This window comes from Diaphorobacter sp. HDW4B, assembly GCF_011305535.1.
In the GTDB taxonomy this organism is placed as follows: domain Bacteria; phylum Pseudomonadota; class Gammaproteobacteria; order Burkholderiales; family Burkholderiaceae_C; genus Diaphorobacter_A.
The window spans coordinates 480,984-497,571 of record NZ_CP049905.1 but is presented as its reverse complement, the minus strand read 5'-3'; the positions used below and the strand labels follow the sequence as shown (position 1 = coordinate 497,571).

The 16,588-nt window shown below is 61.8% G+C and carries 16 protein-coding genes and 2 pseudogenes; 15 read left to right on the top strand and 3 right to left on the bottom strand.

Annotated features, from left to right (window positions below):
• Positions 1 to 10: 10 nt before the first annotated feature.
• The 5 genes from G7048_RS02330 (at position 11) to G7048_RS02310 (ending at position 3,751) form a co-directional block, all read left to right on the top strand.
• Entirely contained in the window at positions 11 to 475 is a 465-nt protein-coding gene (locus G7048_RS02330; RefSeq protein ID WP_166066608.1) for a hotdog family protein, read from the top strand.
• A gap of 8 nt (positions 476 to 483) precedes the next feature.
• Positions 484 to 1,230, top strand: coding sequence for a 3-oxoacyl-ACP reductase FabG (gene fabG / locus G7048_RS02325; RefSeq protein WP_166066607.1), 747 nt, complete (start codon positions 484 to 486; stop codon positions 1,228 to 1,230).
• Positions 1,227 to 2,474 (top strand): beta-ketoacyl-ACP synthase, encoded by a 1,248-nt coding sequence (locus G7048_RS02320; RefSeq protein ID WP_166066606.1) that lies wholly within the window; start codon positions 1,227 to 1,229, stop codon positions 2,472 to 2,474. The genes fabG and G7048_RS02320 overlap by 4 nt, the downstream gene beginning before the upstream one ends.
• A gap of 79 nt (positions 2,475 to 2,553) precedes the next feature.
• A complete protein-coding gene (locus tag G7048_RS02315; protein ID WP_166066605.1) occupies positions 2,554 to 2,994 on the top strand; it encodes an excinuclease ATPase subunit in 441 nt (146 codons plus the stop codon).
• A 10-nt stretch (positions 2,995 to 3,004) separates the two neighbouring features.
• On the top strand, positions 3,005 to 3,751 hold the full coding sequence (locus tag G7048_RS02310; RefSeq protein WP_166066604.1) for a 4'-phosphopantetheinyl transferase superfamily protein: 747 nt from the start codon (positions 3,005 to 3,007) through the stop codon (positions 3,749 to 3,751).
• Positions 3,752 to 3,765: 14 nt separating this feature from the next.
• Here the strand turns inward: G7048_RS02310 and G7048_RS02305 are convergent, their stop codons facing one another.
• Both G7048_RS02305 and G7048_RS02300 read right to left on the bottom strand, forming a co-directional pair.
• Positions 3,766 to 4,662 (bottom strand): transglutaminase family protein, encoded by an 897-nt coding sequence (locus G7048_RS02305; RefSeq protein WP_166066603.1) that lies wholly within the window; start codon positions 4,660 to 4,662, stop codon positions 3,766 to 3,768.
• Positions 4,663 to 4,879: 217 nt separating this feature from the next.
• Entirely contained in the window at positions 4,880 to 6,280 is a 1,401-nt protein-coding gene (locus tag G7048_RS02300; RefSeq protein ID WP_166066602.1) for a PLP-dependent aminotransferase family protein, read from the bottom strand.
• Positions 6,281 to 6,529: 249 nt separating this feature from the next.
• Here G7048_RS02300 and G7048_RS02295 point away from each other — a divergent pair, with 249 nt between their 5' ends.
• The gene (locus G7048_RS02295) at positions 6,530 to 7,969 is read left to right on the top strand and encodes an amino acid permease (RefSeq protein WP_166066601.1); all 1,440 of its coding nucleotides are present in this window, start codon (positions 6,530 to 6,532) and stop codon (positions 7,967 to 7,969) included.
• 12 nt (positions 7,970 to 7,981) lie between these two features.
• Here G7048_RS02295 and G7048_RS02290 read toward each other — a convergent pair whose 3' ends face one another.
• Positions 7,982 to 8,917 carry a helix-turn-helix domain-containing protein gene (locus G7048_RS02290; RefSeq protein ID WP_166066600.1) on the bottom strand — a complete coding sequence of 312 codons (936 nt, stop codon included), beginning with the start codon at positions 8,915 to 8,917 and terminating at the stop codon, positions 7,982 to 7,984.
• 160 nt (positions 8,918 to 9,077) lie between these two features.
• On the opposite strand from G7048_RS02290, the gene G7048_RS02285 reads away from it, so the two are divergent.
• The 9 genes and pseudogenes from G7048_RS02285 to G7048_RS02250 all read left to right on the top strand — a co-directional run bounded on the left by G7048_RS02285 (position 9,078) and on the right by G7048_RS02250 (position 16,585).
• The gene (locus tag G7048_RS02285) at positions 9,078 to 9,938 is read left to right on the top strand and encodes an SDR family NAD(P)-dependent oxidoreductase (RefSeq protein ID WP_166066599.1); all 861 of its coding nucleotides are present in this window, start codon (positions 9,078 to 9,080) and stop codon (positions 9,936 to 9,938) included.
• Positions 9,935 to 11,673, top strand: a pseudogene (locus G7048_RS02280) (FAD-dependent oxidoreductase). Before G7048_RS02285 ends, G7048_RS02280 begins: the two are co-directional and overlap by 4 nt.
• Positions 11,670 to 12,005 (top strand): NIPSNAP family protein, encoded by a 336-nt coding sequence (locus tag G7048_RS02275; protein ID WP_166066598.1) that lies wholly within the window; start codon positions 11,670 to 11,672, stop codon positions 12,003 to 12,005. The pseudogene G7048_RS02280 and the gene G7048_RS02275 overlap by 4 nt, the downstream one beginning before the upstream one ends.
• 74 nt (positions 12,006 to 12,079) lie before the next feature.
• Positions 12,080 to 12,931 carry a branched-chain amino acid ABC transporter permease gene (locus tag G7048_RS02270; protein WP_166066597.1) on the top strand — a complete coding sequence of 284 codons (852 nt, stop codon included), beginning with the start codon at positions 12,080 to 12,082 and terminating at the stop codon, positions 12,929 to 12,931.
• 11 nt (positions 12,932 to 12,942) lie between these two features.
• Complete coding sequence (locus G7048_RS02265; RefSeq protein WP_166066596.1) at positions 12,943 to 13,914, top strand: branched-chain amino acid ABC transporter permease; 972 nt, start codon at positions 12,943 to 12,945, stop codon at positions 13,912 to 13,914.
• A complete protein-coding gene (locus G7048_RS28660) occupies positions 13,911 to 14,246 on the top strand; it encodes an ATP-binding cassette domain-containing protein (protein ID WP_256376555.1) in 336 nt (111 codons plus the stop codon). The genes G7048_RS02265 and G7048_RS28660 overlap by 4 nt, the downstream gene beginning before the upstream one ends.
• Positions 14,198 to 14,635, top strand: a complete 438-nt coding sequence (locus tag G7048_RS28655; protein ID WP_256376554.1) for an ATP-binding cassette domain-containing protein — start codon at positions 14,198 to 14,200, stop codon at positions 14,633 to 14,635. The genes G7048_RS28660 and G7048_RS28655 overlap by 49 nt, the downstream gene beginning before the upstream one ends.
• Positions 14,632 to 15,350, top strand: a pseudogene (locus G7048_RS02255) (ABC transporter ATP-binding protein). The gene G7048_RS28655 and the pseudogene G7048_RS02255 overlap by 4 nt, the downstream one beginning before the upstream one ends.
• 47 nt (positions 15,351 to 15,397) lie before the next feature.
• Positions 15,398 to 16,585, top strand: coding sequence for an ABC transporter substrate-binding protein (locus G7048_RS02250; RefSeq protein ID WP_166066595.1), 1,188 nt, complete (start codon positions 15,398 to 15,400; stop codon positions 16,583 to 16,585).
• Positions 16,586 to 16,588: the final 3 nt, after the last annotated feature.

Below are 16,588 nucleotides of genomic sequence, written 5' to 3'. Positions count from 1 at the left end.
CGAATTGGTGATGCAGGAATTTTTGCCCATCGAGAACTACGTGCCGCATCGCGGGGCGATGCTGCTGATCGACCGGCTGCTGGCGGCGGACGAGGAAAGCGCCGTGGCCGAGGTGACCGTGCCGCGCGATGGCCTGTATCTGCAGGACGAAGGAATGCCCGCATGGGTCGGGCTGGAATACATGGCCCAGACCGTGGCGGCGTGGGCCGGCTGGCGGGCCTTGCAGGCGGGGCAGCAGGTCAAGCTGGGCTTTTTGCTGGGCACGCGCAAGTTCGATGCAAGCGCTGACTTTTTTTCACCCGATGCGCTCCTGACGGTGCATGTGCAATGCGAACTCATGGGTGACAATGGGCTTGGCATGTTTGATTGCACAATTCGATCCAGGGACGAGGTCTGCGCCACGGCGCGCATCTCGGTCTACGAACCCGAGGACGGCGGCGCCTACGTGCAGTCGCTGCAGAACACAGAGAACTGAAGACAGGAATGACGACTGAATCGACCACCAAGGGTACCGTTCTGGTGACCGGATCCAGCCGAGGCATAGGCCGGGCGATTGCGCTGCGACTGGCGCGCGATGGCCATGACATCGTCGTGCATTGCCGCAGCGGCGTGGAGCACGCGCAGGAAGTGGCGCGCGCCATCGAGGCCATGGGACGAAGCGCGCGCGTGCTGCAGTTCGACGTGGCCGATCGCGCTGCCAGCAGTGCCGCGCTGGAAGCCGACATGGAGGCGCACGGCGCTTACTACGGCGTGGTCTGCAATGCGGGCATTGCGCGCGACAACGCTTTTCCCGCGATGAGCGGCGAGGAGTGGGATGCCGTGGTGCACACCAATCTGGATGCGTTCTACAACGTGCTGCACCCGGTCGTCATGCCGATGGTGCGCAGGCGCAAGCCGGGGCGCATCGTCACGCTGGCGTCGGTGTCCGCGCTGATGGGCAATCGCGGGCAGACCAATTACAGCGCGGCCAAGGCAGGCGTGATCGCGGCGACCAAGTCGCTGGCGATCGAGTTGGCCAAGCGCGACATCACCGTCAACTGCGTGGCTCCCGGCCTGATCGACACCGAGATGGTGAGCGAGGAAGTGCTGGAGCACGCGATGGAGTTGATTCCGATGCGGCGCATGGGCACGGTGGACGAAGTGGCCGCCGCGGTGTCGTTTCTCGTGGGGCCGGAGTCGTCGTATGTGACGCGCCAGGTCATTTCAGTCAACGGAGGGATGCTGGGATGAGTTCCTTGTCGAACAAACGCCGCGTCGTGGTGACCGGCATCGGTGCCCTGAGCCCGCTGGGCCATGACTGGCCCACGGTGCGTGCGCAACTGCACAGCGGCAAGAACGTGATTCGCACCATGCACGAGTGGAAGGACATCGAAGGTCTGAACACGCAACTGGGCTGCACCGTGCCCGAGTTCGAACTGCCCGCGCACTACAACCGCAAGACCATGCGCAGCATGGGCCGCGTGGCGCTGATGGGCACGCGCGCCAGCGAGATCGCGCTGGAGAATGCAGGCCTGCTCGGCGATCCGCTGGTCAAGAGCGGCAAGATGGGCGTGGCGTATGGCTCGTCGGCGGGAACGCCTGCTGCCATCGGCGACTTCGGCCGCATGATCGCCGAGAAGACCACCGAGGGCATCAACGCCAACACCTACATCAAGATGATGTCGCATACCGCTGCGGTCAACATCGGCGTGTTTCTGGGGCTTACGGGCCGCGTGATCACCACGTCGAGCGCCTGCACTTCCGGCAGCCAAGGCATTGGTTACGCGTTCGAGGCGATCCAGACCGGCAAGCAGATTGCGATGCTGGCAGGCGGCGCGGAAGAACTGGACGCCACGCAGGCAGCGGTGTTCGACACGCTGTTCGCCACCAGCGTGAAGAACGACACTCCGGAACTCACGCCGCGTCCGTTCGATGCGGCACGCGATGGTCTGGTGTTGGGCGAGGGCGCATGCACCTTCGTGCTGGAAGAGTTGGAGCACGCCAAGGCACGCGGCGCAAACATCATTGCCGAGCTGATCGGCTTTGGCACCAACTGCGACGGCACGCATGTCACGCATCCCAACTCGGCCACCATGGCCGAGGCCATGCGACTGGCCATCGAAGACGCGGGCATTTCGCCTTCGGACATCGGCTACGTGAATGCGCATGGCACGTCCACGGAGCAGGGCGATATCGCCGAATCTGCGGCCACATACGAGATGTTTGGCGACCGCGTTCCGGTCAGCACGCTCAAGGGTTTCATGGGCCACACGCTGGGTGCCTGTGGCGCGCTCGAAGCCTGGATGACGCTGGAGATGATGCACGACGGCCTGTTCGCGCAGAACGCCAATCTCACGCAGGTGGATGAGCGCTGCGCCGCCATCGACTACATCGTCGATCAGCCGCGTGCGGTGAACACCGACGTGGTGATGAGCAACAATTTCGCGTTTGGCGGCATCAACACCTCGTTGATCTTCAAGCGCTGGAAAGCATAGAAGCCGAGAGCGGACGGAGGACGGCTTCCAATCGTTCGATCAACAACGGGTCGGAGACCCAAAACCAAGGAGAAGACAGATGAGCATCAAGAAGACTGCAATGGTCGCGCTGCTGGCGCTGGGCGCTGTGACGGCCGCACAGGCACGCAACGACACGCTGATGGTGCCGATCGAGGAAGTGATCCAGATGGGCACGGCAGACGGCAAGCTCGACGGCAGCGTGAAGTTCTACATGGCCGGTGCGCGCACGCCAGCAGTCAGCGCCAAGCTGGGCGAAGACACTTCCAACAAGAAGACCAACGGTGTGGGCAAGGACGACCAAACCGCCTGCAAGTGGGCCGCGCTGTCGGCACTGATCGCCTTCCAGGATTCGGCCAAGCAAAAGGGCGCGAATGCCGTGGTCGATCTGCACAGCTTCTACAAGCGCAATGCGGTGAAGGACCCGGTCAACTTCGAATGCCACGCGGGCAACATCATGACCGGCGTCGCACTCAAGGGCACCTACGCCAAGACCAAGTGAGCGAGCGGTGATGGCTGCCGGAACAGTTCGGCTGTTGGTAGCTACTCAGTCGGCCATGTGGAGCGCTGCAGAGCGCTCTCTTTATGCGACATGGCTGACCGCATCGGAAAACGACCGGCTCGCGCAAATGCAGTCGCCAGCCCGTCGCGAAGAATTCATTGCCTGCCGATATGCGCTGCGTCTGCTGCTGGCGGGCCATCCAGAGCAGATTACGCAATGGCCGTTGGAAGCCCCGGCAGGGCAGGCACCGCAATCGGTGCGCAGCGATCTCCATCTTTCCCTTTCACACAGCCATGGCTACATCGCCTGTGCTGTCGCGTCTCAGCCCGTGGGCGTCGATATCGAAGCGCTGGCACGCAAGCCACGCAGCGCGTTGCATGAGCTGGCGGAACTCGCTTGCACGCCGCAAGAGCGCGAGCAGTTGAATGCCATCGCCGACGAGCAGCAGCGCCATCTGCAATTCATGCAATGGTGGAGTCTGAAAGAAGCCTGGTTCAAACGCGCTGGAACCGGCGTGGACTTTGCCTTGTTGCCCCGACTGGAATGCCGCAAGCAAAGCGGCGATCTTGTGCAGTCGTCGTTGGAGTGCGATTCAAGCAATGCAGAACATGCACGTTCATGGCTCGCGAAAACGCCTTCGGAACAATCTGTTGTGCTCTCCGTCTGCTTGCCAGTGCAAGTCATGGTCTGCGAGCTGCGGGATGAAGCGCGTCTCGATTGGAGCGACGCGGGCGCTTTTGCGTTGGCGCTTGCATGAGGCTTCGCGTCGAGTCAGCAGCGATGCAACGGAGCCGGTGACATCTCGTCGGTGGACAAGGCCAGCGATGTGTGAGAAGGCCATTCCCATTCGTTGAAGGGATCGGTGACAGCGAAGTCCTTGATGATCGGCTGTTCGGAGCTGACGCCGCCGAAGATGGTGGCGAAGGCGACATCGGCCGCATCTCGTCCCGTTGCCAACCGCACCATGCCCATGGGAATGGCGACACCCGAAGGGTCGAACAGATACCAGCGATGGCCGAGAAAGACCTCGACATAGGCGTGAAAGTCCGGTGGGCCCAGCCGGTGGTCAGCGCCGTAGTCGGTTCCCGTCACGATGCGCGCGGGCATGTTGAGCGCGCGGCAGATCGCGATCATCAGATGCGCAAAGTCCCGGCACACGCCCACACGCTCGACCAATGTGTCGTAGGCGGACGTCTGCGAGTTGGAGCTGTTGTAGCGATATTCCACGTGCTGACCCACCCAGTCGCAGATGCCCAGCACGCGCGAGTAGCCCGACTGTATGTTGCCGAACTCGCGGGTCGCAAAATTCGACAGCAAATCCGATTGGCAGTAACGGCTTGGATAGATGTAGTGCAGCACTTCCTGAGGCAACTGCTGGACGGGTGTCTCCGCGATGCGCGACGGCTCTTCCAGAATATGCCGAATCTGCACCGTGGCCGAATATTGAACGCGCAACGGACCCGTCGCGGCATTCACCCGCAGGCATCGCTGTGCGGGCGGTCCGCCGTCCTGAATGATTTCCCAGACGGCGGTTGGGGAGGTGACGACCAAGTTTTCCGCCAGCACCGTCTGATGTGCCGTATTGGCGGCATGGATGAAGAAAAAGAAGTCCGCGTTGTCCGTCAGGACCTCGTATCCCAAGTCCAACTCCAACTGTATTCTGACCATGTGTTCCCTCCACACTTCCCAACGGATAGGAACATTCCTGTCGCCGACGCCAGAGGCCATCATTGACGCGCAGGTCGAGTCGGACGATGAACCATGCACCTTCCCAGTGTGAGGGCGTGTCATGCCGTGGCTTGTCAGGTTATGTCGCCAGTTGGTCGTCGAAGGGCATCGTGCGGCACATTCTGGAGCAGATCGCTTCAACCGCTCATCACACCACTCACCAAGCCGCAAGCCATTGCCACAAGCGCTCATCGTCGCTGAACGCCACGTTGAAGCGCAGCCAATTTGTGGGCTTGTCATCCACGACGAACAATCGACCCAACCCCAGCAGAATGCCTTGCTCGGCCGCTGCAGCCACCATCGTCATGCTGTCCGCAATGCGTGGATGGCGCGCCCACAGATACATGCCTTCGCGCGGCTCGCAATACAGCTCGAAGCCGAGCGCCTGCAATCGTGCAGCGACCTTTTCGTGCGTTGTCGCCAAGCGCTCGCGCAGCGATTTCAGATGCTTGCGCCAGCGTCCATCGGTGATCACGTTGTGGACCAGCCGCTCGGCCACCTCGGAGCTGGTCAGGCCCGAGAGCATCTTCTGCTGCGTGAGCCGCTGCACGATGCCCTCGCGCGCAAGCAGATAACCCACGCGCAGATTGGCCGACACGGTCTTGGAAAAGCTGCCCAGATAGATCACGCGGTCGAGCTGATCGAGGCTGGCCAGTGACGGCTGATGGCTGGCATCCATGTCGGCATAGATGTCGTTTTCCACCAGCATGAAGTCATGTTGCGCAGCCCATTTCAAAAGCTGGTGCATCTGCGCGAGGCTCGCGCGTGAGCAGGTGGGGCTTTGCAGACGCGGTTGGGTGAAGAAGGCTTTGGGGCGCAGCGATGGGACTTCTGATTCGAGCAGGTGCTGCAGTTGCTGCATGTCGTAGCCCGTGGGCGTGCGCGACACGCCGATCAATCGTGCGCCCAGCGACCGCAGCAGGCGCATCAGATTGGGATAACCGGGATCGTCGACCAGCACCACATCGCCCGGCTGGATCAGGCTGCGCGCGGCCAGCTCCAGTCCTTGGCTTGCGCCGTGGGTGAGCAGCACCTGATCGCTGCAGGCCGAGATGAGTTGATCCTGCGCGAGGTTCTGCGCAATCGTCTGGCGTAACGCGCGCAGGCCCATGGGCTCGCCATAGCCGCTGAGCGAAAGGCCTTCGGTGCCCAGCTTGCGCATGCCGCGTCGCACGCCGTCGGCAAACATCCAGTCGTCGGGCAGCCAGCCGCAGCCGGGTTTGAGCGGCCAGTCGCGGTTCTCGAAGATCTGCTGCAGATACCAGTCCGCATCGAACACGGGGGGATGGCGCTCGTCGCTGGGCTTGTCCTGCGCCTTGGTGCTGATGCGATTGACGAAGAAGCCCGCATGCGGCTGATTGCTCAGCAGCCCTTGCGCGACGAGGCGGTTATAGGCCTCGACCACCGTGAACACGCTCACCGAATGCGTAGCTGCAAACGCGCGAATCGATGGCAGCTTGGTGCCCGGCTTGAGCGAGCGAGCGTCGATCAACGAGCGAATGCCTTCGGTGATCTGAGCGACCAGCGGCGTCGAAGAGGAGGGGGTCAGGTTCAGCATCGCGCAGCCGGAGAGCGGCCTCGGGGTTTGTCTGTAGCGACTCTACGCACAGCACAGTGCTGCCGTCTTGCGCCACATCTGTGCATGGACGCTGGCGCAGGCGGTTTTTACATTTGTTGGCCGACTGTTCGCTACAGACCCATGCACCCGATGGCGACAGTCCGCGCAAGTGTCATTAAGGGTCACCAAGAGTCATCAAGAGCCATCAAAGGCAGGCTCCAGATCTACAACAACGAGGGAGGCATTCACATGCACACAGACACCAGCGCCCGCCCGCACGAAGCTGCGGGCAACAACGCACTGAGCAGCGCACTCAAGACCCGCCATCTCACCATGATGTCGATTGCCGGCGTGATCGGCGCGGCGCTGTTCGTCGGCTCGGGCAGCGTCATCGCGCAAGCCGGACCGGCCACCGTGCTGGCCTATCTGGCGGGCGGCGTGCTCGTCATCCTCATCATGCGCATGTTGGGCGAGATGGCTACGTCGTCGCCCGACACCGGCTCGTTCTCCACCTATGCAGAGAAGGCCATTGGTCGCTGGGCGGGCTTCACCATCGGCTGGCTGTACTGGTGGTTCTGGACGCTGCTCATGGCGTGGGAGGCCTACGTCGCCGGCATGATCCTGCACGACTGGTTTCCGATGGTCAGCATCAACGCGTTCACCGCACTCATGACGGGGCTGCTCATCGTCATCAACTTTCTGCAGGTGCGTAATTACGGCGAGTTCGAATTCTGGTTCGCGCTCATCAAGGTGATCGCCATCACCGCCTTCATTGCGCTGGGCGCTCTCGCCATCTTCAAGCTCTGGCCGTGGGGCGAGAGCAGCGGCTTTGCCAATCTCACCGCGCATGGCGGCTTCATGCCCAAGGGCATTGAATCGTTGGCCGTTGCGTTGCTCGGTGTGATGTTCGCATTTCTGGGTGCCGAGATCGTCACCATTGCCGCATCCGAAGCGCAGAACCCCACGGAGCAGATCGTGCGCGCCACCAACTCGGTGGTCTGGCGCATCTGTCTGTTCTACATCGGCTCGATTTTTCTGATCGTCTGCCTCGTGCCGTGGAACGACCCGTTGCTCGGCAAATCAGGCTACGGCGCGTATCGCCGCACGTTGGAATTGCTGGGCGTTCCCGGCGCCCGCTGGATCATGAGTGGCGTGGTGCTCACCTCCGTCAGCAGCTGCTTCATCTCCGCGCACTACACCTGCTCGCGCATGCTGTACTCGCTCGCCAAGCGTGGCGATGCACCCGCAGTCCTGCAACTCACGCGCCGCAACGGCACTCCTATCTACGCGGTCATCGCATCGTGCCTGATCGCCGTCGGCATCGCGGTGCTGAACTTCTTTGAAACCCTGTGCCCGCGCGACATTCTCGACATGCTGATGAACACCACCGGCATGATCGCCTTGCTGGTGTATCTGGTGGTCGCGTTCTCTCAATTGAAAATGCGCCGCAAGCTCGAAGCCGAAGGCCGCGAGATTCGTCTGAAGATGTGGCTGTTTCCGTGGCTCACCTATCTCGTGATCGCGTTCATCATCGTCGCGTTGGTGGTGATGCTGTTTGTCGATCAATACCGGCCACTGGTGCTGTCCACGGGCGCGGCCGCGTTGGTGATCGTGATCGCGGGCATCTTCGTGCATATGCGCGCCGCGCGTCGCAGCGAGGTGCTCATCGCAACGGAGCGTCTCGCGTGAATATCTGACGGTTCAGGCGCGCGAGAGCCGCTCCAGCTCTTGCGCGCGATAGTTCTGCGGGCTGATTCCGACATGCTTGCGGAAGAATCGACCAAAGTAGCTTTCGTCCTCGAAGCCCAGCCCATCGGCAATCTGCTTGATGCTGGAGTTGGTGTAGATCAGCTCGCGCTGGGCTTCCACGATGACGCGCTCGTTGATGATGTCATTGCTGGACTTGCCCACGCTCTCGCGTGAAAGCCGCGTCAGCTGACCGGCGGTGATGCCGAGTTGCTGCGCATATTGCGACACGTTCCAGCGCTCGCGCATGTGCTCGTCGATCAGGTCTCTGAACTTTTCCAACTGCCTCGACTTGCGCGAGTGCATGGGCCAGGCGGCGGGCTCCAGCGTTTCGTTCAAGCGCGCAATCTGCACCAGCAATGAGGTGATGAGCGAAAGCCCGGCCGCGACCTGTCCCGCTGCGGCAAGTCGCCATTCGCGTTCGATGGACAGGAACACCGGCATCAGTCCATCGGTGGTGCGTCCGTGCTCGGGCAGGTTGATGGCCAGTGGCTTTCGCAAGGTGCTCAGCAGCTCTGGCATGACGATCTGCGCCATGGCTTCGAGCGGCTTCTGCGCGGCGGTGACGACGACTCCATCGACCTGCGGCGTGAACTCGAAACCATGCACATTGCCTGCGGGCACCACGACCAAGGCAGGTGCGCGAAGTGACCAATGAGCGTGCTCCAGCAGGGCGTCGCCTTCGCCCCGGGTCATCATCAGAATCTGGATCAGCGACTGGTGTTCGTGCGGATCGATCTTCCAGTCATACAGCGGCGAGCGTTCCGGTATCCACTCGAAGTTGAACATGTTGCTGCCGCCCGCCGGAGCGTTGTCCCCATACATGGCGTAGTTGGGGATGCCGTGCGTCGCGCGGTGCGCTGACCTTGCTTTTTCGTCCTTGCCTCTCATGCATGAAATGTCCTTGCGAATGCAGGTTGGGTCGCATAGGGATTTCCCGTTGCATTGAACGAATGCATGAAACGTCCGGTTGATGGCCCGATTTGTCAAAGGACATCGGTGCTCATCACTTTCAAAATTCGGCACTTCACTTTGTTGTCGAGTAGCCGATATGACCCATCGTTCAAGCCCCGCAGACTGGCTGCAGCTTCAGGATCGCATTTGTGTGGTGACTGGTGCCGCAAGCGGCATCGGCGAGGCCATCGTCAAGGAACTGCTGGCCCACCATGCCAAGGTGGTGCTGATCGATCGCAACGCAGATGCCATGCATGCGTTGGTTGCGAAGACCCAAGCTGAGTCGTCACAGGTGTTGACGGTGGTGTGCGACACCTCGCAGGAGTCGCAATTGCAAGCCGCCGCGCTCAAGGTGCGCGAGCAATGGGGTGCTGCACAGGTAGTGATCAACAACGCGGGTGTGTTGCGGTCCGGCGCGCTGCAGGGCTTGTCGCTCGACGACTGGAACCAGGTGCTCTCGGTCAATCTGAGCGGCTATTGGTTGTGCGCCAAGTCCTTTGCATCGCAGTTGCAGAGCCACGGAAAACAAGGGGGCGCGAGCATGGTGCATGTGGCATCGATTGCCGCGCATTTTCCCCAGGGGCACAGCGGTGCCTACAGCGCGGCAAAGGCGGGCGTGCGGCTTTTGTCGCAGCAGTTGGCCATCGAATGGGGCGCAAGCGGTGTGCGCAGCAATGTGATCTGCCCCGGAATGATCCGCACGCCGTTGACCACGAACTTTTACGCGCAGCCAGGCGTGGAGAGTGCCCGCGCTGCCGCGACTGCGAGCGGGCGCGTCGGAGAGCCTGAAGACATCGCGCATGTTGCCGCGTTTCTGGCCAGTCCGCGCTCGTCGTATGTGAACGCCGCCGAAATCATGGTGGACGGCGGGATGTCGTCCATGTTGATGGACATGGTGCCGAGGCCGGGATTTTCGCCAGCCGTTGGTGCGCAGTCATTGAACGGGGAGATGAAATGACATTGCATATCGACAGGCAAACCCATCCGCAAGACGACTACGACCTGATCGTGGTCGGCTCCGGTGCGGGCGGATTGTCCACCGCCGTGGTGGCGGCCAAGCGCGGGATGAAAGTTGCCGTGCTGGAAAAGGCCGATGTGTTCGGCGGAACGACGGCGTTTTCTGGCGGCGTGCTGTGGGTTCCGGGCAATCCGGTGTCGGCACGCGCGGGCATTCAGGACAGCCGCGAAGAGACCGAGCGCTATCTTCGCAACGAAACGGGTGAGTTCTACGACGAGCCGGCTGTGCGCGCCTTTCTGGACAACGCTCCTCGAATGGTGGAGTTCTTCGAGCGCGAGACCGCCGTGAAATTTGTGCCCACGCTGTACCCGGACTACCACCCGACGGTGCCCGGCGGCGTCGATGTGGGCCGCTCGATTCTGGCGGAGCCCTACGATATTCGCGGCTTGGGCGATGACATGGCAAGACTGCGGCCGCCGCTTCAGACCATCACCTTCATCGGCATGATGTTCAATTCCTCCAACGCCGATCTCAAGCATTTCTTCCGCGCCACCAAATCGCTGACGTCGGCGCTTTATGTGGTTCAGCGGCTGGCCAATCATGTCAAGGAACTGCTGCTGTATCGGCGCGGCATTCATGTCACCAGCGGCAATGCTTTGGCGGCACGCTTGGCCCAATCGGCGCTTGACTTGAAGATTCCCATTTTGACGAGCACGCGCGTTCTGCGTTTGCAGCAGGATGATGGGCGCATCAGCGGCGTGCTTGCACAAGGCCCGCAAGGCAAACTGCAACTGAAGGCGCGACACGGCGTGGTGCTTGCGTGCGGCGGCTTTCCGCAGGATCGCGAACGTGTGGCCGATGCCTTTGTGCATGTGCGACGCGGCGGAAATCACCATTCGCCCGCACCCAAGGAAAACACCGGCGACGGTAGCCGTCTTGCCGAAGCGGTCGGCGGGCAGCTCGATATCCGCTATCCATCCGCAGCCGCGTGGATGCCTGTTTCGCTGGTGCCGCGTGCGGACGGCAGCAAGGCCGTGTTTCCGCATCTGCTGGATCGCTACAAGCCGGGCGTGATCGGAGTGACGCGAAGCGGCAAGCGCTTTTGCAACGAGTCCGAGTCCTATCACGACGTGGGTGCGGCCATGATCGAGGCTTGCAAAACGATGGTGACACGGCGATGTGGTTGGTCTGCGACCAGTCCACGCTCGACAAATATGGCCTTGGTTACGCCAAGCCAGCGCCGCTGCCAAAGTCCGATCTGCTCAAGAAGGGGTATCTGACGAAAGGTGCCAGCTTGCGCGATCTGGCGATCAAGGCGGGCATCGATGCGGATGCGCTGGAGACCACCGTGCGCGAATTCAACGAGGGCGCAGTGCATGGTGTGGACACGCAGTTCGGACGCGGCAGTACCTCGTTCAATCGCTATCTGGCCGATCCCGAGCATCATCCCAATCCCTGCGTTGCGCCGGTGGTGAAGGCACCGTTCTACGCGCTCAAGGTGGTGATGGGGGATCTGGGCACGTTCGACGGTCTGCGCACCACGGTGGAGGGGCAGGTGGTCACCGAAGGCAACTGGCCGATTCCCGGTCTCTATGCGGTGGGCAACGACCGCGCCAGCATCATGGGCGGCAACTACCCCGGCGCGGGCATCACGCTGGGGCCGATCATGACCTTTGGCTACGTGACCGCCAATCACATCGCCGACATGGCGCGTGCGAACCGGGAGATGGCATGAGCAGCAAAGCCCTGATCGACCATCGCATCTACACGATTGCGCTGCGCAAGATGCCCGAGTTTCTGGACGTGTTCAATCGGCTCGCCATGCCGGTGCTGATGCAGACGCTGGGCTCTCCGCTGGGCTTCTATACCACCTGGGTGGGGCCGCAGAACCAGTTCGTTCATCTGTGGGGTTACGACGATCTGGCGGACTACGAACGGCGCTGCCTGGCCCGCGATACGCACCCTGAATTTTCTGCTTATCTGGCAGCTTCGGGGCACCTGATCGTGTCGCAGCAAACCTGCTTGATGCGCGCGGCAGACATGCCAGGATGGAATGTTCAGCGCTGATTCGAAGCAGCCACTTGCCAACAAAAATGAGCGGCGAATACGCGACCGCTTTCATCAAGGGAGGAGACACAACCATGTCAGTCATCAACTTGTTCAACGGGCTGGTCTACGGCGCATTGCTGATCGTGATGTGTTCGGGGCTGGCGCTCATCTACGGGCTGCGGCGCGTGGTGAATTTCGCCCACGGGTCCTTGTACATGCTCGGGGCTTATCTGGGCTACAGCATTGCGCTGCACGGCAATTTCTGGATGGCGCTGGTGGCTGCGCCCATGTTGATGGGGTGTTTGGGCGTGCTGCTGGATCGCTACGGTTTTCGCCTGCTGCAGGATCGCGATCCGCTGAGCGTGGTGCTGGTCACCTTCGGGCTGCTGCTGGTGATCGAAGATCTGGTGCAGACGATGTGGGGCACGAGCAATCTGTCCGTGGCTTTGCCCGACGTGCTGAATTTCTCGGTCGAGGTGATGGGCGCGTCCTTGCCGGTGTATCGCATTGGATTGATTGTGGTGGGTGCCGTCGTCGCGCTGGGGTTGAGCCTGTGGCTGCGCTTCTCGCGCATGGGCTTGTTCGTTCGGGCGGGCAGCACCGATCCTGTCACCACCGCCATGCAAGGCATCAACACCGATGCGCTCAGTGCCATGGTGGTCGGCTTGGGAACCGCGCTTGCAGGGCTTGCGGGAGTGATCGCAGCGCCGTTTCTCACCTTGTCGCCGTCCATGAGTTCGGATGTACTGATCGACTCGTTCGTCGTTGTGGTCACCGGCGGGCTGGGTTCGTTGGCAGGAGCGTTCATCGCGGCCTTGGTGCTCGGCATGGTGCAGGCCGTGGGCGCTGTCTATCTGCCCGATCTGTCGGTGCTGCTGCCGTTCATGCTGATGGTGGCCGTGCTGATCTGGAAGCCCGCAGGCTTTGCCGGAAGCCGTATCTGAAAGAGACGAACATGAACAGCAGAACTCTTTTCGCGTGGACCATCGCGGCCTTGATCGCGGGAGGCGTGATGGCCGCCGTGGCGGGCAACACCGCTGCCATGCCACTGGTCACTCAGGCCGTCATCTATTCCATCTTTGCGCTCGGCGTTGGCGTGCTGCTCAAGCAGAACGGGCTGGTCAGCTTTGGCCACGCGCTGTACTTTGGCGCGGCCCACTATGGCGTTGGCATTCTTTTGCAGTGGCAGATCATGCCCGCTGAACTGGCGGTGCTTGCAACGCTGGTGGGCGTGACCGTTGCCGCGTTTCTCATTGGCCTCGTGATCGTGCGCGTACCGGGCATTGCGTTCGGCATGTTGACGCTGGCCATCGGGCAGATGTTCTATCTCATCGCATCGCGCTCGCGTGGTCTCACGGGTGGGGCAGACGGCATGAACATCGACTGGCCTACTACGCTGTTCGGTTTCACGCAAACACAGCTGCTCGCGCCGGTGAATTTGTTCCTGATCTGCTGGTGCGCGCTGGTGCTGGTCATGGCGCTGCTCACGCTGCTGCTTCGCGGGCGCTTCGGTGCCATCACCGAAGCAGTGCGCGACAACGAGGAGCGTGCTCGCTTCATCGGCATCTCCACCTTGCTGCCGCGCGCGGCTGTCTATGCCTTGTCTGCCGCTGTGACGGCTGTGGCAGGGGTTCTTTCCAGTCTCAACACCGGCTTTGTGTCGCCAGAGAGCCTGCACTGGAGCCTCTCCGGCATGGCGCTGATGATGGTGGTCATCGGCGGCAGCAGGCAGTTGTGGGGCGCGGTGATCGGTGCCTTGGTGTACTTCGTGTTCAAAGGCGTGCTGGGCGAGCATGCCACGCACTGGATGAGCATCTTCGGCATGGCGCTGATCGTGGTCATCGTCTTTGCACCCACAGGCATTGCCGGTGCCTTGTTGCGCGTTGTGCGCGTTCGTTTACTTCAGCAACAAGGAGCGCAAGCATGAGTCACTATGTACCGCAGGCCGAAGGCGTGGCCATTCACTACGGCGGCGTAAAAGCACTGGACGGTGTCGATCTGACGCTGGAGAAAGGCCAGATTCACGGGCTGATCGGGCCGAACGGCGCGGGCAAGTCCACCGTCATCGACGCGATCACCGGGCGTCGTCGCCTCACGCGCGGCAAGGTGTCGCTGATGGGGGACGATGTCTCCGAATTCGGTGCCGTCGAGCGACGTCGGCGTGGCTTGGCTTGGCGCGCAGCTTTCAGCGCACCAGCATCTTTGGCGGCATGCTGGTGCAGCGCCAGGTGGAGCTGGCCTCATACAAGATGGGCTTGAGCGACTACGTGCGTGACGCGCGCGACGTGCTGCACGAGTTGGATCTCGATCATCTGAGCCATCTGGAAGCCCAGTATCTGGGCTACGGCGAGCAACGTCGTCTGGACTTGGCGCTGGCACTGGTGGGGCGGCCCAAGGTGCTGCTGCTCGATGAACCCATGGCGGGCTTGTCGGTCAAGGAATCGCTCGATCTGGCCGACCATCTGAAGGCGCTCACCTCGCGTTGGGAAGTCTCCGTGCTGCTGGTCGAGCACGACATGGATGTCGTCTTTGGCATCTCCAACGCCGTCACGGTGTTCGAGCTGGGCCGCGTCATCGCCAGCGGAACACCGGCCGAAGTGCGCGCCAATCCGCGCGTGCGCGAAGCCTATCTGGGGAGCACCGCATGAGCAGCAAAAGCACCAAAGACAGCATTCTTGAAGTGAGGGATGTGCAAGGCTTTTACGGTAGCGCGCACATCCTGCACGGTCTGAATTTGCAGGTGAACGCAGGCGAGCGCGTGGCACTCATCGGCCGCAATGGCGTGGGCAAGACCACGGTGGTCAATACGGTGCTCGGGCTGGCGCAACTCAAGGGCGGGTGCGCTTCAACGCCCAGCATATCGAGCGTCCGCGCAGTTACCATGCAGCGCAATCTGGCGTGGTCGTTGTGCCGCAAGGGCGCTGCATCGTCGCCAATCTCACGGTGGAAGAAAACCTGCTGCTGGGGGCTGCCACACGTCGCAAAGGCCCGTGGAACGTGGCCGAAATCTACAAGCTGTTCCCCATCCTCCAGGAGCGCGCACACACGCCGGGCACTGCGCTCTCGGGCGGCCAGCAGCAGATGCTTGCCGTGGGCCGCGCGTTGATGGCCAACCCCAGTCTGGTGCTGCTCGACGAGCCCACGGAAGGGCTCGCGCCCGTGATCGTCGATCAGTTGGCCGACATCTTCAATCTCGTCGCCAATCAGGGAACGGCCTTGTTGTTGATCGAGCAGAACATGTCGCTGGTCGCGCGCGTCGCCCATCGTTACGTGGCCATGGCCAAGGGGGCGGTGGTGGCGCAAGGGGCAGTCCACAACACGCCGCAGGGTCTGCGTGATCTTGAAGAACACGTCATGGTTTGAGAACGACATCACCGCACAACTACAACCGATTCAGGAGGGAAAATCCAATGAAATGGAATGCACTTACCGCGCTTTTCGCACGCTCCGCATTGCTTGCCGCTTTGCCGCTTGGAGCCCACGCACAAGCGCTGTCACCCGTGAAAGTGGGCTTGGTCTCATCCAAGTCCGGCGTGTTCGCGCAGCAAGGTGAGGAGGTCATGCGCGGCGTGAAATTCGCCGTCGAAGAAGCCAACGCCAAGGGCGGCGTGGATGGTCGCAAAGTCGAACTGGCCGAAGGCGATGACGAAGGCACACCCGAAGCCGGACGCCGCGTGGCAGAAAAGCTCGCGCGCGATGGGCACAAGCTACTCATCGGTGCCATCCCATCCAGCATCTCGCTCGCCATTGCGCAAGGACTGGATCGCTGGGATGCGGCGTACTTTTCGGTGATCTCCAAGTCCGACAAGCTCACCGCCGAGGCCTGCCGCCCGCGCAGCTTTCGCACCGTGCATTCGGATGCGATGGACATCGCCATGATCAACCAGTGGGTCAAGTCCCTCAAGGACAGCAGCTTCGCCGTGCTCGCCGCCGACTACGCCTGGGGCCGCGAATCCGGCACCGCGTTCAAACAGGCGGCAGAAGCGGCGGGCAAGAAGGTGCCGCTCAGTCTCTACCCGCCGCTTGGCACCAAGGATTTCTCGCCCTACATCGCACAACTCAAGGCCGCAAATGTCGATGCCATCTGGGTGGCGGAAGTAGGGCGCGACGCCACCGCCTTCATCAAACAGGCGCAGGAGTTTGGCCTGATCCCCAAGACCAGAATCATCGGCCACGCCTTGATCATGAACTTCGTAGTCGACGCCACCGGCAAGGCACTGGAAGGCACGCAGGGCAACACGGCCTACAACCCCGACATCGACACCCCGCGCAACAAGGCATTCGTCGCCGCATGGAAAGCCAAATACAACCGCCTGCCCACCGACAACGAAGGCCAGGCCTACAACGGCGCACTGGTCATGTTCGAAGGTGTGAAGCTGGCCAAAAGCCCCAAACCCGCCGACGTGAGCAAGGCCCTGCGCGGCACACGCATCAGCACCCTGTACGGCGAAACCACCATGCGCGCTGCTGACAACCAACTGCTGCTGCCCAACTATGTGGGCCGGGTGAAGTTGGCGGATGGTGTGCTGCGGCCGGTGGTGGAGCAGGTGTTTGCGGAATCGCTTGCGCCAGCACCTTCGCCGTTGTGCAAGATGTGATTC